The following is a 20,677-nucleotide window of genomic DNA, read 5'->3' on the forward strand; positions in this document are numbered from 1 at the left end:
CTTCTCCCGTGACTTCTCCCGTACGTGCGGCCGGGGGCTGAGTGCGCCGGACGGACCCACGCCTCATAGGGTGCGCGTATGACGGCGAAGCGACTCCCGAACGTCAGCTCCGACAGCGGCACCCGCCGGGCACTCGCGCGGGCCAGGGACGGCAAGGCCCTCGACCTCGCGGAGGCGGCGATCCTGCTGCGCGCCCGCGGCGACGACCTGGACGCCCTGCTCGCGCACGCCTCGCGGGTCAGGGACGCGGGGCTGGAGGCCGCCGGCCGGCCCGGTGTCATCACCTACAGCCGCAAGGTGTTCATCCCGCTGACCCGGCTGTGCCGGGACAGGTGCGGCTACTGCACGTTCGCCACCGCGCCCCACAAGCTGCCCGCCGCCTTCCTGTCCCCGGACGAGGTGCTGGACATCGCCCGCCAGGGCGCGGCGATGGGCTGCAAGGAGGCGCTGTTCACGCTCGGCGACCGGCCGGAGGACCGCTGGCACCAGGCGCGCGAGTGGCTCGACGCCCACGGATACGACGACACGCTGTCGTACGTCCGGGCGATGGCGATCCGGGTGCTGGAGGAGACCGGGCTGCTGCCCCACCTCAACCCCGGCGTGCTGACCTGGAAGGACCTGCAGCGGCTCAAGCCGGTCGCGCCGTCGATGGGCATGATGCTGGAGACCACCTCGCGGCGGCTGTTCACCGAGAAGGGCGAGGCCCACTACGGCTCTCCCGACAAGGACCCCGCCGTACGGCTGCGCGTGCTGGAGGACGCGGGCCGCTCCAGCGTGCCGTTCACGACGGGCCTGCTGATCGGCATCGGCGAGACGATCGAGGAGCGGGCCGAGTCGATCTTCGCGATCCGCCGCGTCGCCAGGGAGTACGGCGGCATCCAGGAGGTCATCGTCCAGAACTTCCGCGCCAAGCCCGACACGGCCATGCGCGGGATGCCCGACGCCGACCTGCACGAGCTGGCCGCGACGATCGCGGTGACCCGGCTCGTGCTCGGCCCGAAGGTCCGCGTGCAGGCGCCGCCCAACCTGATCGGCGAGGAGTACGCGCTGATGCTGCGGGCGGGCATCGACGACTGGGGCGGGGTGTCGCCGCTCACGCCCGACCACGTCAATCCCGAACGCCCCTGGCCGCAGATCGACGACCTGGCGGCGCGCACCGCCGGCGCCGGGTTCACGCTGCGCGAGCGCCTCACGATCTATCCCGAGTATGTGCTCGCGGGGGAGCCGTGGCTCGACCCCCGCCTCACCGAGCACGTCGCGGCGCTGGCCGACCCCGCCACCGGGCTCGCCCGGGAGGACGCGGTGCTCCGGGGCCGTCCCTGGCAGGAGCCCGATGGTGGCCTCGTCACCGGAGGGCGGGCCGACCTGCACACCGCCGTCGACGCCGAGGGCCGTACGGGCGACCGCCGTGCCGACTTCGACAGCGTGTACGGCGACTGGGACGCGCTGCGCGAACGCCTGCCGGACGCCCGGAGCCGCACGGTCCGGGCGGACGTGCGGGAGGCGCTGCGGCAGGCGGAGGCCGACCCGGCGCGGCTGACCGAGGAGCAGGCGCTGACGCTGCTCGACCTCGCCGGTGACCAGTCGGGGGCGGGCGCCGACGACGCCGGTCTCGACGAGCTGTGCCGGATCGCCGACGGGCTGCGCCGCGAGGCCGTGGGCGACGACGTCACCTACGTCGTCAACCGCAACATCAACTTCACCAACGTCTGCTACACCGGCTGCCGGTTCTGCGCGTTCGCCCAGCGGCGCACCGACGCCGACGCCTACACGCTGTCGCTGAGCGAGGTCGCCGACCGGGCCCAGGAGGCGTGGGAGGCCGGGGCGACCGAGGTGTGCATGCAGGGCGGCATCCACCCCGACCTGCCCGGCACGGCCTACTTCGACATCGCCCGCGCGGTCAAGGAACGCTGCCCCGAGATCCACGTGCACGCGTTCTCGCCGATGGAGGTCGTCAACGGCGCGAGCCGTACGAACCTGTCGGTCGAGGAGTGGCTGATCGCGGCGCGGGAGGCGGGGGTCGACTCGCTGCCCGGCACGGCCGCCGAGATCCTCGACGACGACGTGCGGTGGGTGCTGACCAAGGGCAAGCTGCCCACCCGGGAGTGGATCGAGGTCATCACCACGGCCCACCGGGTCGGCATCCCGACGACCTCGACCATGATGTACGGCCACGTGGACACCCACGAGCACTGGGTGCGCCACATCCGGCTCATCCGGACGATCCAGGAGGAGACGGGCGGCTTCAGCGAGTTCGTGCTGCTGCCGTTCGTGCACCACAGCGCCCCGATCTACCTGGCGGGGATCGCCCGGCCGGGGCCGACCGCGCGGGAGAACCGGGCCGTCCACGCGCTGGCGCGGATCATGCTGCACGGCGCGATCCGCAACATCCAGTGCTCCTGGGTGAAGCTGCGCGACGACCTGTGCCGTGACGTGCTCGCCGGAGGAGTGAACGACCTCGGCGGCACGCTCATGGAGGAGACGATCAGCCGGATGGCCGGCTCGGAGAACGGCTCCTACAAGACGATCAGCGAGATCGCGGCCATGGTCGCGCCGACCGGCCGTCCGCTGCGCCAGCGCACCACGTCGTACGGCACGCCGAGCGAGGAGCGGGCCGAGGCGGCCCGGCGCAGCGACGGGGTGTGCCAGTCGGTCCGCAGGCCGCTGCTCACGATCTCACCCGCCTCCCGGTCCGAGTAATTGGACGCGCTGTATATAACGAGTTCTAATTCGCTCTTGCGCCGTACGCGGGGTGGGCGGGCAGAATCGCAGTGCCGTCGATGAGCCTGGGAAGGGACCCCGCACCGTGCCGTCCGGTCGTCACCGCGCCGCCTTCGCCGCCGAGCGGCGGCGCAGGCAGGCCAGATGGAAGGGCGGGGCCGCGGCCCTGGCGGCCGTGGCGATCGTCGTGGCGGGGATCGCCGTTTTCCTCACGCGCTCGACGGGAACGTGTTCCGCCCGCGACCCGATCCTCGTGAGCGTCGCGGCGGCCGTGGACGTCGCGCGGCCGGTCATGGACGCGGCCGAGCGGTTCAACGCCTCCGGCGCGGGAGTGGACGGGCGGTGCGTCCAGGTCCAGGTGGCCGAGCAGCCCCCGGCGCCGGTGCTCCGCACGCTGATCGGCGACCGGGCCGGTGTGCTGCCCGACCGCCCGGACGGATGGATCGCCGACTCGTCCGTCTGGGTGCGGCTGGCCCGCGCGCAGGGCGGGCAGGACATCGCCGCCGACGAGACCGTGGTCGCGACCTCCCCGCTGGTCTTCGCCACCCGGCGCTCGCTCGCCGAGCGGTTCGCCGCCGGGGGGACGGCCATGAGCTGGGACATGGTCTTCCCCGCCACGGTGCGGGGACGCCTCCAGCCCACCGAGCACGAGCCCGACATCGTGCGCATCCCCGACCCGTCGGTGTCGGGGGCGGGCATCGCGACCGTCGCGGCGGCCCGTGACATCGTGGGCTCGGGGGAGAGGGCCGACCGCGACCTCACGGCGTTCGTGCGGATGGCGCAGTCGGGGTCGGCCCCCGACTACCGCAGCATGCTCGGCGCGGTGGACGCCCCCGGCTTCTGGTCGCGTCCCGTGGTGATCGTCCCCGAGCAGTCGGTGTGGGCGCACAACCGCGAGAGCGGCGCCGAGCCCGTGGTCGCCCTCCAGCCCAAGGAGGGCACGATCAACCTCGACTATCCGTACGTCGTGACGGCCGCCGACCCCGGCCGGGCGGCGGCCTCGCGGCTGTTCGCGGCCTGGCTGCGGTCGGCGGCGACGCAGGAGGCCGTACGGAAGGCCGGGTTCCGGGGCGCCGACGGGCAGCCGCCGTTCGACACCGGCGCGGGCATCTCGACCGAGGTGCCGCGCCCGCGGCCGTCGATCACGGCCCAGGTGATCGACGAGGCGCTGGAGGCGTGGAGCCGGCTCGCCCCGCCGAGCCGTCTCCTCGTGCTCGCCGACGTGTCCGAGGAGAACGCCCAACCGATCAGCGGGCACGGCGGGAAGACCCGGCTGGACGTCGCGGTCGAGGCGGCCAAGCTCGGCCTGCAGCTTTTCCCGAACGAGACCCACATGGGCCTGTGGGAGTTCGCCCGCGACCTGGAAGGCGGCGCGGACCACCGCGAGCTCGTCGGTCTCGGCCCGATCGGCAAGCCCGACGACGGCCAGGAGGAGATCCGCAAGACCGCCCTGTTCCGGGTGGCCGACGGCATCAGGGCGCGCGATGACCGGACCGGCTCGCTGTACGACGCGATCGACGCGGGCTTCCGTGCGGTGTCGAAGGGCTACGACCCGCAGATGAGCAACGCTCTGCTGGTGCTCACCGCGGGCGTGGACGACGGCAAGGGCGTGTCGCGGCGGGACCTCGTCGGAAAGCTCCGCAAGGAGTGGGATCCGGACAGGCCGGTGCAGATCATCGTGGTCGCGTTCGGCAAGGCCGCCGACCGGCGGGCGCTCGGCGAGATCGTCTCGGCCACCAACGGCCAGCTCTACGTGGCCCAGGAGCCGGGCCAGATCATCGACGTGTTCCTGTCGGCGCTGGCCCGGCGGCTGTGTCACCCCACCTGTTCGCCGGTCACCTGACGACGTAGAAGTCGGCCGGGTCGCGCGGCGGCCGGTCCTTCGGCGGCGCAGCGGGATGGCCGATGGCCACGGCGCCCATGGGGTCCCAGTTCTGCGGCAGGCCGAGCACCTTGCGCACCACGTCGCGGCAGAACATCGTGGACGACACCCACGCCGAGCCCAGCCCCTGCACGGCGAGCTGGACCAGGAAGTTCTGCACGCCGGCGCCGGTGGCCACCACGAACATCTCCCGCTCGGCGGCGTTCCTGCGGTCGTCCCTGTAGGTGTGCGAGCCGTCCATCACCAGGCACGGCACCGCCAGGTAGGGCGCGTTGCGCAGCACGTCGCCGCGCCGGATCCGCTTGGCGATCGACTCCTCGGAGAAGCCGTCGGAGCGCAGGTCCTCGATCCAGGCGTCGCGCATCGCGTCGAGCAGCTCCGTACGCGCCCGCGGGGTCTCCAGCAGCACGAACCGCCACGGCGTGGTGTGGTGCGGGGCGGGCGCGGCGATGGCCGCCGCCACGGCCCGCCGTACGGCCGCCGTGTCCACCTCGGCGTCGGAGAACTCGCGGATCGTGCGGCGGGCGAAGACGACGTCGGCCGAGCCGAACCGGAACATGTCCTCGTCGGCGGGGCGGACGAGCACCCGCCCGCCCGGGCCGTCGTCGTCGGTCACCAGGCCGCCCAGCCCGCGCACGACGGCCACCGGGACGCCCGACAGCTTGCCCTTCGCCAGGTCGCCCGCCGCCGCGATCTCGTCGACCAGCGCCGTGACGGTCGCGTTGAGCGGGTTGCCGTAGCCGTCGGTGCCGCCACGCAGGTCCTCAAGCGGCCGTACGCCGGACGCGCCGATGGCGACGTCGGTCAGGCCGTGCCGCCAGGGCCGGCCGAAGGTGTCGGAGACGATCACACCGACCCGCACGCCGAGCCGCTCGCGCAGCCCCCGGCGGATGCGGCCCGCCGAGGCGTCCGGGTCCTCGGGCAGCAGCAGCACGGTGCCGGGAGAGGTGTTGGAGGCGTCGACCCCGGCCGCGGCCATCACGAAGCCGTGCCGCGTCTGCGCGATGACCGTGTCCCCGCGCCGCGCGACCACGCGCGCGGTCTCCTCCTCGATCGCGGCCGTACGGCTGTCGCGCTGTGTTGTATCGCTGGCGCTCTGCCTGATCCGGCCTTCGGCCTTGCTCACGATCTTGGAGGTGACGACCAGGATGTCGCCGTCCCGCAGGTCGGGCGCGGCCTGCGCCACGAGCAGGGCGACGTCGTCGCCGGGCCGCACCTCGGGCAGGCCGGGCACGCCGTTGACGGTGATCTGGGGCATGTGCTCCTCTGCCATCTGCGTCAGGACTTCAGCGACCGGGCCAGGGTGAGGGCCGCGGCGGCGATGTCCCTCGTGGCCTCGGGATCGCTCATCAGGAGCGGGCGGGCCTCCACCACCACGCCGTCGAGCGCCACGCCCTTGTCCTCCTCGGCCACGAGCCACCCGTCGAGCAGCGCGGAGCCGTACAGCTCCAGGACGGCCTGGGCGCTCGTCTCCACGCCGATCGCCGTGAGGCAGGCGTCGGCCATGCCGCGCACCGGCGCGCCGCCGATGATGGGGGAGACGCCGACGACCGTCTTGTCCTCAAGGGCCGCCCGGATGCCCGGGATCTGGAGGATCGTGCCGATGCTCACGACCGGGTTCGACGGCGGCAGGATGACGACGTCCGCCGCCGCGATGGCGTCGAGCACACCGGGCGCGGGCCGGGCCTCGTCCGCGCCGACGAGCACGATCTGCTCGGCAGGCACGGAGGCGCGCAGCCGCACCCACCACTCCTGGAAGTGGATGGCCCTCCTGCCCGCCTCGTCGGAGACGACCACGTGGGTCTCGGTGCGGTCGTCGGACATCGGCAGCAGCCGCACCCCGGGCCGCCAGCGGTCGCACAGGGCCTCGGTCACCTGCGAGAGCGGATAACCGGCCGCCAGCATCTGGCTGCGGATGATGTGGGTGGCGAAGTCGCGGTCGCCGAGGCCGAACCACTGCGGTTCCATGCCGTAGGCGGCGAGCTCCTCCTTGACGGTGAACGTTTCACCTGCCCGTCCCCAACCCTGTTCCTCGTTGATGCCGCCGCCCAGCGTGTACATGACCGTGTCGAGGTCCGGGCACACGCGCAGGCCGAAGAGAGTGATGTCGTCGCCGGTGTTGCCGATCACGGTGATCTCGGAATCGGGGGCCGCCGCCTTGAGACCTCGGAGGAACCGGGCGCCGCCGATTCCTCCGGCGAGGGACACGATGCGCATGCCGCCAGTCTTCCACCGGCCGCCCACGGGATCGCCGACACCCACCCCAGGAATGGGACGAACAGCGATATGTAGGGTGTGTTCGGCTTGTGAGGTTGCTGGGTCTGACGACGCTTAAGTCAGTCATGTGCAAAACTTCCCCGAGTGCCGTTTGGACCGATGGGGGTAGTCGTGCTCAAGGTCGATACCGGCCGGCTCCGAGAGCCGGCCGCGTGGACGATGCTCGCGGTGGTGATCACCAGCGTCCTCGTCAGCATCGCGCGCATGCTGATCGGATCGACGGTGAGCAGCACCTTCGGCATCCGTGCGGCGGCGAACCTCTACTCCCTCGTGTCCCCGGTGTCGGCCGCGCTCGCGTTCGGCGCCGTGCTGCTCGTCGCCAAGGCAGGCGCGCCGACCCCCCGGGCCCGCCTGGTGGCGCTCGGCGCGGCCGGGTCGCTCGCTCTCGGCATCGTCTTCGGCGTGATCGCCCTGCTGGGCGTGCTCGTGGGCGACCTGCCCACGTTCCGCGACCGGTTCGAATACCTGATCACCGGACTGCCGATGGTCGCGCTCGCCGTCTTCGGCGCGCTGTACGCGCTGAGCACGGCGTCGGCGCTCCAGCCCGCCAGGGAACCGGCGGGCGACTTCTTCGGCAGGCGCGACGACGCCTACCCGCCCCAGCCGTACGCTCCGGGCCTGCCGCCCCAGCAAACTCCGCAGGGCCCGCAGGTGCCGCAGGGCGCTTACGGTCCGCAGGACCCGCACACTCCGCACGCTCCCCAGCAGGGTCCCGGCCCGATGCCCGCTCAGCAGGCGCCCGTCCAGAACGTCCCCCAGGCCGCGCCGCAGAGCGCCCCCCAGACTCCGCAGCAGGGCCAGCCGCAGAATCAGCCGCAGAATCAGCCGCAGGGCCAGCCCGCGTACGGGCAGAGCGCGCCGGTGCCGGCTCACCCCCAGCTCCCGCCCGCCGAGCACCGGTATCCGGAGCACCAGCAGCAGTACGCCCAGGAACAGCAGTACGAGCAGCAGTTCGGTCAGGAACAGCAGTACGAGCAGCAGCCCTCCTACAACCCCGCCCCGACCGCGCCGCAGCCCCCGCAGTTCCTCCCGCAGCCCGCGCAGGCCCCGGCTCCCACCCCGGCTGCCGCCCCCGCGCCCGTTCCGGCCCCGCTCCCGGCTCACTCGCAGCAGCCGCCCCGGCCGTCGCTGCAGGACGTCCAGACCGGCGCGCACTACTCCGACTACGGCGCCTACGGTGCGCAGCCCGAGGCCGCGGCGGCGCCCCAGCGGCCCGACTACTCCCCGCCGCCGCAGGGCCCGGTGTTCGACCAGTACGGCTACGCGGGCCAGCAGACGGACTCCGGCTCCGGCGGCTACGGCCAGATCCCGAGCGCTCCCCCCGGCGCTTCCAACGCCCCCGGCGTCTCGGGTGGCTACGGCCAGCCCTCCTCCTACAGCCCGAGCCCGGCTCCCGAGGCCAGGCCGTACGAGCAGGACCAGTCGTACGGGCAGGACCAGTCCTACGGGCAGGGCTCGCCGTTCTCCGGCTACTCGGGCCAGGCGTTCGCCCGCCCGGGCGGCGAGCACCCGGCCGGCGGCACGGCCTTCGACGCTCCCCCCGCGTACGAGGCCCCGGCCGACCCGAGGGAGCAGCAGCTCGCGCAGGCCTACCAGCAGGCGCAGAGCTACCAGCAGGGCGCCCTGCCCGACCACCCCACCGGCCCGCAGGACATGCCGGAGTACTACGACAACCCGCTCGGCCACCCCCAGTCCGAGCCCGCGCCGTTCCAGCCCCCGATGCCCGGCCCCGCCGACCAGACGCTCCGCTTCGACCCCTCCGGCTATCAGGGAGACCCGCTCAGCGACCCCCTGCGCAGGGAGGAGCCGCTCGATCCGACGGCCATCTACACCCCGGATCGGTCGCAGGCAAAGTATGAGGAAGGTTCCGCCCCTGATCAGGCAGGCCGCGGAACCGACCCCAACCTCCCTTGGTATGGTTCCGAACGCTGATAGGACCGTAGATCGGGGCGTTACGAACCGGGGCGAGCAGGTCTTTCCCCGGGTATCGTTATGCCGCTTGACGCCACACGCGCCACGCGCGTGTAATTACAGACATGTTGTTACGCCTTCCCGAGGGTGGGTATAGGGCAGGCGTTTTTATGGGGGGCTCCATGCGGGCGGGCGAGCGACAGGGAGGTGTGCAATGACCGATCTGGTCATGGCACAGGCGCTCGATGGTGAAGATCTTGGGTGGCAGGAACGCGCATTGTGCGCGCAGACCGATCCTGAGGCGTTCTTTCCTGAAAAGGGCGGTTCCACCAGGGAAGCAAAGAAGGTGTGCCGTTCGTGTGAGGTACGCGCCGAATGCCTTGAATACGCGCTTCAGCATGATGAGCGTTTCGGCATCTGGGGCGGCCTGTCTGAGCGGGAAAGACGCAAGATCAAGCGCCAGGCTGTCTAGGCGTCCATGACTGCGACGTGAGCGGGGTCGTGCGTTCGACGCGCGGCCCCGCACTCATGTCTGTACGCGGCTGTCTGCGGGCATCTGTCTGGGTTGCTGTTGACATCCTGTTTCGCCTGGATGTGATCGGGTGAGTCCGGGTTGCCGTATCGTGGTCGGCGCTCAGCCGTACGACCCCCCTAGGACTCGACGTGCACTCGGTGACCGCGATCGTCGTCGCTCACGACGGCGCCCGCTGGCTCAAGGAGACGCTGGCAGCGGTGCTGCGGCAGACCCGGCCTCTCGACCGTGTCGTCGGCGTCGACAACGGCAGCCGTGACGGCAGCGGGAAGCTGCTGACCGAGGCGTTCGGGCAGGGCAACGTGCTGACCCTGCCCAGGTCGACCGGGTTCGGCGAGGCCGTCCACGAGGTGCTGCGGCGGCTGCCGCCCGCGCCCGCGCAGGAGTGGGTCTGGCTGCTCCACGACGACTGCGCGCCCGACCCGCACGCGCTGCAGGCCCTGCTGTGGGCCGCCGAGCAGGATCCCAAGGCCGCCATCCTCGGCCCCAAGCTGCGCGACTGGCTCGACCGGCGGGTGCTGCTGGAGATGGGCGTGACCGTCAGTAGGTCGGGACGGCGCGACACCGGCCTGGAGCCCAGGGAGTACGACCAGGGCCAGCATGACGACGGGATCGCCGACGTCCTGTCGGTCTCCACGGCGGGCATGCTCATCCGCAGGGACGTGTGGGACGAGCTGTCCGGCCTCGACCCCGAGCTGCCGCTGTTCCGCGACGACCTCGACCTGTGCTGGCGGGCCCGTACGGCCGGGCACCGCGTGCTCAACGTGAGCGACGCGGTGGCCTGGCACGCCGAGGCGTCGGCGCGGCGGCGGCGCAGGATCGCCACCAGCGAGCAGCACCCGCGCAGGCTCGACCGGCGCAACGGCCTGTTCGTCCTGATGGCCAACGTGCCGTTCGGCGCGCTCGTGCGAGCGCTGCTGCGCAACGTCATCGGGTCGACGCTGCGGGCCCTGCTGTTCCTGCTGGCCAAGCAGCCGGCCAACGCCCTCGACGAGCTGGCCGCGCTCGGCTCGGTCATCGGCCACCCCTGGCGGCTGCGGCGGGCCCGCAAGGCCAGGAAGAAGGGCAGAAAACAGGGCTGGCCCGCGATCCGCCGCAAACTCACCCCGCCGGGCGCCGCGCTGCGGCGGCTGGCCGACATGGTGCAGGGCTTCCTCGCCGGAGCCGGGCCGGTCGACTCGGCGGGCCGCCACCACGCGGCCGCGGACCCCGGCCAGGAGGACGACGGCGACGAGCTGCTGACCGACTCCGGCGGCGTCCAGCGCGTGTTCAGCAGCCCCGGCGTCGTGCTCTGCCTGATTCTCGCGGTGATCACGCTGGCGGCCGAAAGGACGCTGCTGCCCGCCCTCCTGTCGTCCGACGGGCACCTGGGCGGCGGCGCTCTGGTGCCGGTCACCGGGAGCGCGTCCGACCTGTGGCGGCTCTACGTCGAAGACCACCACGCCGCCGGGCTCGGCTCGCAGACCTGGGCGCCGCCGTACGTCGCCGTGCTGGCCGGGCTGTCGGCGGTCGCGCTGGGCAAGACGTGGCTGGCCGTGGCCGTGGTGCTGCTCGGCTGCGTGCCGCTGGCCGGGATCTCGGCGTACGCCGCGACCAAGCGGATGATCTCGTACACGCCCGCGCGGGTCTGGCTGGCCGCCACCTACGCCCTGCTGCCGGTCACGACGGGCGTGATCGCGGGCGGGCGGCTCGGCACCGCGATCGTGATCGTGCTGCTGCCCGTCTACGCGGCGCTCGCCACGCGGGTGATCGCCGGGTCGCGGCGGGCCGCCTGGGGCTTCGGCCTGCTCCTGGCCGTGGGCACGGCCTTCGTCCCGCTCGTGTACGTGCTGGTGGCCATCCTCGGCGGGCTCGCCGCGGTGTCCTTCGGCGGCATCCGCAGGGGCGTCAGGCGGTCGCTCGTGATCGGCCTCGGCACCCCGGTCGTGCTGCTGCTCCCGTGGCTGGTGCAGATCGCCAGGGAGCCGGGCCGGATCCTGCTCGAGTCCGGCCTGCACGACGCCCGCCTCATCGATCCCCGCCTCGGCGCCGACCACCTGCTCATGCTGAGCCCCGGCGGGCCGGGGGTGCCGCCCGTCTGGGCGACCGCGGGCCTCATCGCGGTCGCGCTGGCCGCGCTGCTGCTGCGGCGGCACCAGATGGTCGTCGCCATCGGCTGGGGCGTCATGCTCTTCGGGCTGCTGGTGGCGATCGTGGTCAGCCGGGTGAACATCGCGGCGTGGCCGGGGGTGCCGCTGGCGTTCGCGGCGACCGGCCTGCTCGTGGCCGCCGCGCATCAGGCGCACCGGATCGCCGAGTTCCGGGCGGCGAGAGGGTGGCGCCGCCTGGGCGCGATGCTGATCGTCGTGGTCGCCTTCGCGACCCCGCTCGCCGCCGCCGCGCTGTGGGTGATGAGAGGCGCGCAGGGCCCGCTGCGCGGCGACCTGAGCGACCCGGTGCCGGTGCTCGCCGAGCTCCAGTCGGAGCCCGGCGAGGGCACGCTCCTGCTGCGTCCCAGGGACGGCAGGGTCGGCTACACGCTGATGCGCGGCCGGGGCCCGCTGATCGGCGAGTCCGACCTCGAATCACCCCGCGACGTGACCGACCGCTTCACGACCGCCGTCGCCGGGCTCGCCTCGGGCCGCGGCAGCACGTACGTCGAGACGCTCGCGTCGTCGGGGGTCCGCTTCGTGACCGTGCCGGGCCCGGTCGACCCCGCCCTGCAACGGGCGCTCGACTCCCAGCCCGCCCTGGTCAGGGTGAGCCTCTCGGAGACGGGCGGCCTGTGGCGCGTGGCCGGTCAGGTGACCGTGCCCCCGCCACCCGCCACCGCGGGCACGCTGCATCGGGGCTGGCTGTGGGCTCAGGGCGGGCTGCTCGTGCTCGTGCTGATCCTGGCCTCGCCCGGCGCCCGTACGAAGGAGCCGGAGGGCGACTACATCGACGCGCCCCCCGAGGAGGCCCCGCGCAACCGCCGCAGGGCGAAGGAAGGCCGGGCCAAGGAAGATCGGGTGCCCGCGTGAGGAGACTGATCGAGAACCGCTTCGGCCTGCTCGCCCTGGTGCTTGTCGCGCTGGGCGCGTTGTATGGCGTGGCCTTCGTCAGCCGGCCCGCGCCGGTCGCGCAGGCGCGTCCGCAGGCCGTCAGGGCGCCGGTGGAGTCGGTGACCGCCGTGTGCCCCGCGCCGTCCGGCAGCCGGGTGAGTGTGGTGACCCCGGCCGACCCCGAACGGCCCGAGGCCCCCGGAAGCGCCACCCTGTCGGGGATCAAGGCTCCGGGAGACAGGAGCGGAGGGAAGGGCGGCAAGGGCGACGCCGTGATCGACCGGCCGGGCCTGCTGTGGCAGCGCGAGATCGCCGCCGGGGGCGGGCCTCTCGTGGTCGACGCCACCGGCTCCATGGCCGCCGGGCTGGAGAGCGCCCAGACCGCCAGGGAGACGTCGGGCGCCCAGCGGGGGCTCGCCGGAGTGCGGTGCGTCGAGCCGGGCGCGGAGAGCTGGTTCATCGGGCCGGGGCCGGCCGCGGCGGAGATGACCCTCTACCTCGCCAACCCCGACGCGGCCCCGGCCAACGTCTCGTTCATGGTCTACTCCGGGGAAGGCCCGGTGCTGAGCGAGCGCGGCAACGGCGTCGTCGTCAAGCCCGGCCAGCACCGTGTGATCAGGCTGCGCGACCTCGCGCCCTCCCCGCTGATCATGGCGCTGCAGGTGAGCACCCGCAGCGGCCGGGTGGCCGCCGCGGTCAAGGCCGTGCTGGGCGAGGGCAGGGGCGTCGACTGGCTGCCCGTCGCCGCCGCCCCGGCCACCCGCGTCGTCGTCCCCGGCATTCCCGGCACCGCCGGGCAGCGGGAGCTGTACGTCGCCGCGCCGGGGGAGCGGGACACGTCCGTGCGGATCAAGGCCGTGCTGAAGGACGGCTCCTACGCGCTGAAGAACAAGGAGACGATCGAGGTGCCGGCCGGGTCGGCGTCCTCGCTCGACCTGTCCACCGGGATCGGCGGCCAGCCGGCCGCGCTGGTGCTGGAGTCCGACGTCCCGATCGTGGCCGGCCTGAAGATCACCGGAACGGGCATGCGGCAGGACGTCGCCTTCACGGCCGGCGCCCCGTCCATCGACCTCGGCAGCGTCGTCGCGGACGGTCGCGCGGAGGGCAAGCAGACCTCCCGGCTGGTGCTGTCGGCGCCCTTCGCGGCGGCCACCGTGGAGGTCCAGATGGTGCCGACGAAGGGGGCGGCGCCGGACCCGGTCGAGGTGAAGCTGCCCGCCGCCCGCACCAAGGAGCTCAAGCTTGCGCCGCCGAAGGGCGGCAAGGGCGGCTTCAGCGTCGTCGTACGGCCGAAGCCGGGTTCAGGTCCCGTCTACGGCGGGCGCGTCCTCGACGAGGGGGCCGGTGATGGTCAGATGGTGACCGCGCAGCCGCTGGCCATGGCCAGGATCTGGGCCCTGGTGCCCCCGACCGTCGACTCCCCGGGCGCCGTGCTTCCTTAAGGAGCTAGTGCCGGTCGTCGTAGCCGGGGTCGATCGTCTCCGGGGTGAGGCCCAGCAGGCTGGCCACCTGCTCGACGACCACGTCGAGGACCAGCGTGCCGAGCTGCTCGCGGTCGCGGGCCCGGGCTTCCAGCGGACGGCGATACAGCACCACGGCGGCGGGTTCGTCCCCCGAGGCCGACTCCGCCCGTCCCAGGGGGATCGGGTCGGAGGACAGCCGCGCCGGCCCGTCCAGCAGCTCCGCGGCGGGCGGCACCTCCTCGACCGCGAACTCGACCGACGCGAGCTGGGTGCCCCACCGAGGCTTGAGCCGGTCGACCGCGTCGAGCACCAGGTCGTCGAACCGCTCGCCGCGCGACTTGGCGATGGGGACGTGCGAGGGCGCGAGGGGTCCGCGCATGCCGCGGCCATGCCGGTCACGCCGGCGCACCCGCCGCCCTCGATCCGGCCTGTCACCGCTCCGATCGCTCACGCAGTCAGCTTAGAGCCCACCCCGCCGATGCGGTGGGCCCGACGGCTCGTGTCCGCTCGTGTCCGCTTTGCCCAACAACGTCATATCGACTTCAGAGATCGCGGAATTGTGGCGACACGTTCAATAAGAGCGGCGGGGTGGTGGCAATGTGAACGCGGACCGGATACGGTCCCTCCGTGAGCCCCGTCCGCAGCTGTTCCCGTACCGCCTGCAGGCAGCCTGCCGTCTTCACACTCACGTATGTCTACGCCGACTCGACCGCCGTCCTCGGCCCCCTGGCGACGTACGTCGAGCCACACTGTTACGACCTGTGCGCGGAGCACGCGGAACGGCTCACCGCGCCCAGGGGATGGGAGGTCGTGCGCCTTCCGTCCGAGTCCGCCACCCCCAGCGGGGACGACCTGGAGGCCCTGGCGAACGCGGTACGCGAGGCCGCGCGCCCCGCTCCCGCCGCCGGCGAACCCGTCGGCCAGGCGGTCGAGGTGGGCCGCCGAGGTCACCTGAGAGTGCTCAAGTCCGCCCAGCCCAACAGGGAGCGCTGACACCCCGCTGCGTGGGCGATAGGGCGCTATAGGCTCAGGTGCGAAGACTTAACGACTTTTAGGGGCGTGCAGTGGCCGACCTCAGCAGGATCTTCAAGGCGTACGACGTGCGGGGCGTGGTGCCCGACGAGCTCGACGAGGAGATCGCACAGGCCGTCGGAGCGGCCTTCGTCGAGCTGACCGGCGCGTCATCGGTGGTGATGGCGCACGACATGCGCACCTCGTCCGGCCCGCTGGCGGAGGCGTTCGCGCGGGGCGCGACCTCCCGGGGCGCCGACGTGATCAACGCGGGGCTCGGCTCGACCGACATGCTCTACTACGCCAGCGGCAGCCTCGGCCTGCCGGGCGTCATGTTCACCGCGAGCCACAACCCGGCGAAATACAACGGCATGAAGATGTGCCGGGCGGGCGCCGTGCCGGTGGGCACCGACACCGGCCTGCTGCAGATCCGCGACCACGCGGCCGAACTGCTCGACACCGGGTTGGGCGGCACGCCGGGCGCGGGCACGGTGACCCGGCGCAACCTGCTGGAGGGCTACGCCGCCCACCTCAAGACGCTGGTCGACCTGTCGGGCATCCGGCCGCTGAAGGTGGTCGTGGACGCCGGCAACGGCATGGGCGGCTACACGGTCCCGGAGGTCTTCAAGGGCCTGCCGATCGAGCTGACCCCGCTCTACTTCGAGCTCGACGGCAGCTTCCCCAACCACGAGGCCAACCCGATCGAGCCGGAGAACCTGCGCGACCTGCAGAAGGCGGTCGTCTCGCAGGGCGCGGACATCGGCATCGCCTTCGACGGCGACGCCGACCGCTGCTGGGTCATCGACGAGCGGGGCGAGTCCGTCTCGCCGTCCACGATCACGGCGCTGGTCGCGGTCAGGGAGCTGGCCAAGAACCCCGGCGCCACGATCATCCACAACCTGATCACCTCCAAGGGCGTGCCGGAGATCGTCGCCGAGCACGGCGGCAAGCCCGTACGCACCCGCGTCGGCCACTCGTTCATCAAGGCGGAGATGGCCCGCACCGGCGCCGTCTTCGGCGGAGAGCACTCGGCCCACTACTACTTCCGCGACTTCTGGTACGCCGACTCCGGCATGCTGGCCGCCCTGCACGTGCTCGCCGCGCTGGGCGAGCAGGACCGGCCGCTGTCGGAGGTGCTGTCGCAGTACTCGCGGTACGCCGCGTCCGGGGAGATCAACAGCAGGGTCGACGACCAGGCCGGCGCCCTGGCCCGGGTGCGTGAGACCTTCGCGGGCCGTGAGGGTGTTACCTTCGACGAGCTGGACGGACTCACCGTCAGCGGTCCGGACTGGTGGTTCAACCTGCGTCCGTCCAACACCGAGCCGCTGCTCCGGCTCAACGCGGAGGCAGCCGACGAGGAGAAGGTCGCCGCAGTCCGAGACGAAGTTCTCGCCGTTGTAAGGAGCTGACGAGTTGAAGATCGACGACTGGCTGCTGGACATCCTCGCCTGCCCGGCGTGCAAGTCCCCGCTCCGCGCCGTCCCCGACGCGGACGAGCTGGCGTGCACCTCCGAGTCGTGCGGGCTGGTCTACCCGGTGCGCGACGACATCCCGGTGCTCCTCGTCGACGAGGCACGCAAGGCATGAGCAGTGCCGGAGGGGCCCGATTCGAGCCCGACCGGCTCGACGACCAGGCATACCTGGTGGAGGGCGACCCCTCCGGCGTGCTCCGTTCCGTGGCGTCGTCGGCCGCCCAGGTGCGGGCGGCCTACCGGTCGGCGGTGGAGAACGGCGTGGCCCGGGTCGGCCGTGACGGCCGCCCCCGCGCGATCGTGGTGGCGGGCATGGGCGTCTCCGCCCTCGTGGGCGACGTGCTCGAGGCGCTCTGCCGATACGGCGCCCCGGTCCCCGTGGTGACGGTGCGCGGCCACCGGCTGCCCGGCTGGGTCGGCGCCGCCGATCTCGTCATCGCCGTCTCCCGCTCCGGCAAGACCGAGGAGACCGTCGCAGTCACCGCCGAGGCCGTACGCCGCGGGTGCGCGCTCGTGGGCGTGGGCGCGCCCGGCACGCCGCTGTCGGCGCTGGTCGAGCGGGCCGGCGGGCCGTACGCGCAGGTGGGCGGGGCGACCGGGGTGGCCGGGCAGCCGAGGGCCACGCTGTGGTCGCTCATGGTGCCGCCGATCCTCGCGGCGGCCTCGCTCGGGCTGGTGACGGCCGGGGAGAGCGAGTTCGAGTCGGTGGCCAAACGGCTGGAGGACCTGGCCCATCGGTGCCGGCCGTCGAGCGAGGCGTTCATCAACCCCGGCAAGACGCTGGCGATGGAACTGGCCGGGACGCTCCCGGTCATCTGGGGCACCTCGCCGCTGGCCGCGGTGGCGGCCCACGGTCTGGCCGGCAGGCTGAGCGGGGACGCCGGTTATCCGGCGATCTGGGGAGAGCTGCCCGAGGCCGCCCACAACCAGATCACGACGTTCGACGGACCCCTCGCCGGGCGGGACATCTTCGCCGACCCGTTCGCCGACGAGCCGGGCGACGGCGCGCGCCTGCGCCTGTTCCTGCTGCGTGACGAGGAGGAGCACCCGCAGGTGACCAGGTCGCGCACGGCCGCCGTACGGCTGGCCGAGGACCGGGGGATTCCGGTCTCCGAGATCCTGGGCGAGGGCGCGCACCCGCTGGACCGGTTCGCCGCACTGGCCGGATTGTGCGACTACGCGAGTGTCTACCTCGCTCTCGGGTACGGGATCGACCCGGCGTCGGCCGTCGCGGCGAGGGAACTTCAGGCCAGGATTTCCCAATAGGATCGCCTCGGCCGTTTGAAATGAGGAGTCCATCGTGAGTGCGGGTGGCGGTACCAAGGCGATCCTTGCGGCGCTCGGCGCCAATCTGGCGATCGCCGTGGCGAAGTTCGTGGCGTTCCTGTTCACCGGGTCGTCGTCGATGCTCGCCGAGTCGGTCCACTCGGTGGCCGACTCCGGCAACCAGGCGTTGCTGATGCTCGGCGGCAAGCGCGCCGCCAAGCAGAGCACCCGCAAGCACCCCTTCGGCTACGGCCGGGAGCGCTACTTCTACGCGTTCGTGGTGGCCGTGGTGCTCTTCACGATCGGCGCCCTGTTCTCCCTCTACGAGGGCTGGCACAAGATCGCGGACCCGGAGCCGGTGGAGTCGCCGGTGTGGGCCTTCGCGGTGCTGATCTTCGCGATCCTCGCCGAGGGCTACTCGTTCCGTACGGCCATCAAGGAGTCGAGCGCCCTCAAGGGCGACCACTCCTGGGTGGCCTTCATCCGCAGGGCGAAGGCGCCCGAGCTTCCGGTGGTGCTGCTGGAGGACTTCGGCGCGCTGCTCGGTCTGATCTTCGCGTTGTTCGGCGTGACGATGGCCGTGGTCACCGGCAACGGCGCGTGGGACGGCGTGGGCAGCCTCGTGATCGGCGTGCTGCTCGCCGTGATCGCGGTCATCCTGGCCACCGAGACCAAGTCGCTGCTGATCGGCGAGAGCGCGACGCCCGAGGTCGAGGACAAGATCTGCGCCGCGCTGGAGGCCGCGCCCGAGGTCAGCCGGGTCATCCACCTGCGCACTCTGCATCTCGGCCCGGAGGAGCTGCTGGTCGCCGCGAAGATCGCCGTCGAGCACGACGACACCGCCGGTGAGGTGGCTCGCGGCATCGACGAGGCCGAACGGCGCATCCGCGAGGCGGTTCCGATGGCCCGGGTGATCTACCTGGAGCCGGACCTCTATCGGGCGGACGCCGCCTCGGGGCAACGTACCGGCGCATAACGCCCGTTACGGGCGGTTCGATTTCCTTGCGCACCGTGATTGAAATGTGATGCACGGTCACTTCATCGCTGGTGGTACCAGTCGGTAACTTTACCCTTACATTACGGCTGGTTGACTCCGGAGGTGACTCGTGGTTCAGGGACGCGTGCGGTGGAAACGATTCGCCCTCGTCTTCGTGCCCGCGCTCGCGGTCGCCTCCGTACTGGTCGGTGCGACCGCGGAGGGGGCGATCGGGGCGTCGTTCGTCGTCTCCGGTGACACCTTCAAGGTCTCCGCGGACACACTGCAGGGCCAGGGCTTCGTGCAGTACGGCAGCACGGTCGAGAACAAGAAGGGCCAGAAGATCCCGGTCGCCGTCTCCGGCATCCGGAAGGCCACTCTGACCAACATGTGCCAGACCGTGCTGGTGAAGTCGCCCGTCGGCGCCGTGACCATCCGGATCACCGCCGGCACGGGCAAAGACCCGGTGACCGCCGAGAACATGATCGTCGACGCCACCCAGATCGAGGGCAACGCGGTCTTCACGAAGCTGGAGGCGGGCCGCGACGCCAGCGCCCTCGACCAGCTTCCGGACGGCCAGGGCGCGTCCGGCATGTTCGGCCAGCAGGCCGCCGGGATCACCATCAAGGACTTCCGGCAGGTCTCCTGGGCCGTCAACGCGGCCACGTTCAAGCTGCCGGGGCTGAAACTCGCCGTGGAGCCGGGCCGGCACGAGTGCTTCTGATGGAGCGGCCGGTGAAATGGCGGCGGTCGCGGCCGTTCTGGGGCGGCCTGCTCGTGCTCGCGGCCGGCCTGGAGCTGCTGAGCATCCCGTTCGCGACCCAGGCCCTGCCGCTCGTCATCCAGTCGGGCACGGTCGGCGCCACCTATCTGATCGCGCTGGTGCTGATCATCCTGGGCCTGATGGTGTGGCTCCAGCCCGGCCAGCGGGCCTTCCTCGGCGTGGTCGCCGTACTGGTCTCGATCGCCTCGTTCGTCTACGCCAACCTGGGCGGTTTCCTGATCGGCATGCTGCTCGGCCTGGTCGGAGGCGCGCTCGCGGTCGCCTGGACGCCCGCGGAGACCACCGAGGCCGGCACGGCTCCGGCCGCGCCCGCGGCGCCTCCCGCGCTCTCGGACGGGGGCATCACCTTCACCGAGCGGCGGGTGGTCAGCGGCGACGAGCGCCTGGAAGCCGCCCGGCCGCAGCGGCCCGCCGAACCCGCGGACGAGAGCCCGCGCATCCTGGTCGCCCGGGTCAAGCGCGACGCCGATCCCGCCCCCGACGCCCCCGACGCCCCCGGCTCTGGCGGCGGTGCCGATGAGGACCCCGACGACGGTGGCGGTGGCGTACGTCCGGACGGCGGCGGGCGCGGGGACACCGGACCGGGTCCGGGGGCCAAGGCGCTGGCCATCGCCGTGCTGCCCGTCATCCTGGCGGCCGGGACGGCCCTGGCGCGGGACGATCCGGGAACGGGCGGGCAGGGCGGTTCCGGGCAGGGTGGCTCCCTCCTGCCCGGCGTCCTCCCGAGTGCCGTCCCCAGCGGCCTGTCCGACGTCCTCGGCGGTGTCCTGCCCAGCACACTCCCCACGGCGCTCCCCACGGCGCTGCCTACGAAGCTACCCACGAAGCTGCCCACGGATCTGGAGGGCGCCGTGGGGTCGCTCACCGGCAGGAAAAGCCCCTCGCCGTCACCCGGCGAGGACGGGGACGACCAGCCGGGAGCCCCTTCGACGCCCGGGGCGGTGCGGGTCGCGACCGAGCCGGCCGCCGTACGCGCACCCTCGCTGACCATGACCGGCATGAAGTTCACCGGCGTGGTCGAGATGCCCACCGCGACCGGCACGGTCAAGATGCTGCGCTTCACCATGGACAAGGCCGTGCTGGAGCAGCCCCAGCAGACGATGGGCCCGGCGACGCTGAGCGGCAGCACGTTCACCTTCGAGGGCAACGTGGTGATCTGCACCACGAAGATGACCGCCAAGCTTCTCGGCGTGCCTCAGGAGTTCACCGCCGAGCACCCGAACCTGCTGGTCAGGGCGCTCAAACTGGTGCCGTCCCTGAACGTCCCGCTGACGATGACCGACATCGTCAGCGAGCAGCCGTATGTCACGGCCGACTCCCTGCGGGCCGACGACCTGCGCCTCGTGGTCGGCGCCTGAG

Annotated in this window: 16 protein-coding genes; 13 read left to right on the forward strand and 3 right to left on the reverse strand. The window is 72.4% G+C overall.

Annotation, left to right across the window (positions count from 1 at the left end; all coding sequences use genetic code 11):
• Positions 1–78 precede the first annotated feature (78 nt).
• Both OHB01_RS17450 and OHB01_RS17455 read left to right on the forward strand, forming a co-directional pair.
• Complete coding sequence (locus OHB01_RS17450) at positions 79–2,700, forward strand: bifunctional FO biosynthesis protein CofGH (RefSeq protein ID WP_147944047.1); 2,622 nt, start codon at positions 79–81, stop codon at positions 2,698–2,700.
• Positions 2,701–2,806: 106 nt separating this feature from the next.
• Complete coding sequence (locus OHB01_RS17455; protein WP_328708288.1) at positions 2,807–4,564, forward strand: substrate-binding domain-containing protein; 1,758 nt, start codon at positions 2,807–2,809, stop codon at positions 4,562–4,564.
• Here OHB01_RS17455 and OHB01_RS17460 read toward each other — a convergent pair.
• Both OHB01_RS17460 and cofD read right to left on the reverse strand, forming a co-directional pair.
• Positions 4,557–5,861 carry a coenzyme F420-0:L-glutamate ligase gene (locus tag OHB01_RS17460; RefSeq protein ID WP_328855663.1) on the reverse strand — a complete coding sequence of 435 codons (1,305 nt, stop codon included), beginning with the start codon at positions 5,859–5,861 and terminating at the stop codon, positions 4,557–4,559. The two genes, OHB01_RS17455 and OHB01_RS17460, sit on opposite strands and share 8 nt — an antisense overlap.
• 20 nt (positions 5,862–5,881) lie before the next feature.
• A complete protein-coding gene (cofD, locus tag OHB01_RS17465) occupies positions 5,882–6,820 on the reverse strand; it encodes a 2-phospho-L-lactate transferase (RefSeq protein ID WP_147944045.1) in 939 nt (312 codons plus the stop codon).
• Between the two features lie 171 nt (positions 6,821–6,991).
• Between cofD and OHB01_RS17470 the strand changes: the two genes are divergently transcribed.
• The 4 genes from OHB01_RS17470 to OHB01_RS17485 all read left to right on the forward strand — a co-directional run bounded on the left by OHB01_RS17470 (position 6,992) and on the right by OHB01_RS17485 (position 13,788).
• Positions 6,992–8,812 carry a hypothetical protein gene (locus OHB01_RS17470; protein WP_328855664.1) on the forward strand — a complete coding sequence of 607 codons (1,821 nt, stop codon included), beginning with the start codon at positions 6,992–6,994 and terminating at the stop codon, positions 8,810–8,812.
• Between the two features lie 193 nt (positions 8,813–9,005).
• Positions 9,006–9,263, forward strand: coding sequence for a WhiB family transcriptional regulator (locus OHB01_RS17475; protein ID WP_079313297.1), 258 nt, complete (start codon positions 9,006–9,008; stop codon positions 9,261–9,263).
• Between the two features lie 191 nt (positions 9,264–9,454).
• On the forward strand, positions 9,455–12,325 hold the full coding sequence (locus OHB01_RS17480; protein WP_328855665.1) for a glycosyltransferase family 2 protein: 2,871 nt from the start codon (positions 9,455–9,457) through the stop codon (positions 12,323–12,325).
• The gene (locus tag OHB01_RS17485) at positions 12,322–13,788 is read left to right on the forward strand and encodes a DUF5719 family protein (protein ID WP_147944044.1); all 1,467 of its coding nucleotides are present in this window, start codon (positions 12,322–12,324) and stop codon (positions 13,786–13,788) included. The genes OHB01_RS17480 and OHB01_RS17485 overlap by 4 nt, the downstream gene beginning before the upstream one ends.
• Positions 13,789–13,792: 4 nt before the next feature.
• Here the strand turns inward: OHB01_RS17485 and OHB01_RS17490 are convergent, their stop codons facing one another.
• A complete protein-coding gene (locus OHB01_RS17490; protein ID WP_168065971.1) occupies positions 13,793–14,188 on the reverse strand; it encodes a metallopeptidase family protein in 396 nt (131 codons plus the stop codon).
• Between the two features lie 248 nt (positions 14,189–14,436).
• Between OHB01_RS17490 and OHB01_RS17495 the strand changes: the two genes are divergently transcribed.
• The 7 genes from OHB01_RS17495 (at position 14,437) to OHB01_RS17525 (ending at position 20,676) form a co-directional block, all read left to right on the forward strand.
• The gene (locus tag OHB01_RS17495; protein ID WP_142622849.1) at positions 14,437–14,802 is read left to right on the forward strand and encodes a DUF3499 domain-containing protein; all 366 of its coding nucleotides are present in this window, start codon (positions 14,437–14,439) and stop codon (positions 14,800–14,802) included.
• 71 nt (positions 14,803–14,873) lie between these two features.
• Complete coding sequence (locus tag OHB01_RS17500; protein ID WP_142648094.1) at positions 14,874–16,229, forward strand: phosphomannomutase/phosphoglucomutase; 1,356 nt, start codon at positions 14,874–14,876, stop codon at positions 16,227–16,229.
• A gap of 4 nt (positions 16,230–16,233) precedes the next feature.
• Positions 16,234–16,407 carry a Trm112 family protein gene (locus OHB01_RS17505; protein ID WP_076432865.1) on the forward strand — a complete coding sequence of 58 codons (174 nt, stop codon included), beginning with the start codon at positions 16,234–16,236 and terminating at the stop codon, positions 16,405–16,407.
• A complete protein-coding gene (locus OHB01_RS17510) occupies positions 16,404–17,558 on the forward strand; it encodes an SIS domain-containing protein (RefSeq protein ID WP_147944043.1) in 1,155 nt (384 codons plus the stop codon). Before OHB01_RS17505 ends, OHB01_RS17510 begins: the two co-directional genes overlap by 4 nt.
• Positions 17,559–17,592: 34 nt before the next feature.
• Positions 17,593–18,534 carry a cation diffusion facilitator family transporter gene (locus OHB01_RS17515; protein WP_142648096.1) on the forward strand — a complete coding sequence of 314 codons (942 nt, stop codon included), beginning with the start codon at positions 17,593–17,595 and terminating at the stop codon, positions 18,532–18,534.
• 145 nt (positions 18,535–18,679) lie between these two features.
• Complete coding sequence (locus OHB01_RS17520; RefSeq protein ID WP_205830305.1) at positions 18,680–19,258, forward strand: DUF6230 family protein; 579 nt, start codon at positions 18,680–18,682, stop codon at positions 19,256–19,258.
• Between the two features lie 11 nt (positions 19,259–19,269).
• Complete coding sequence (locus tag OHB01_RS17525; RefSeq protein ID WP_328708284.1) at positions 19,270–20,676, forward strand: DUF6114 domain-containing protein; 1,407 nt, start codon at positions 19,270–19,272, stop codon at positions 20,674–20,676.
• The last annotated feature ends 1 nt before the right edge of the window (position 20,677 follow it).

The sequence above is a fragment of the Microbispora hainanensis genome (assembly GCF_036186745.1).
Classification (GTDB): domain Bacteria; phylum Actinomycetota; class Actinomycetes; order Streptosporangiales; family Streptosporangiaceae; genus Microbispora.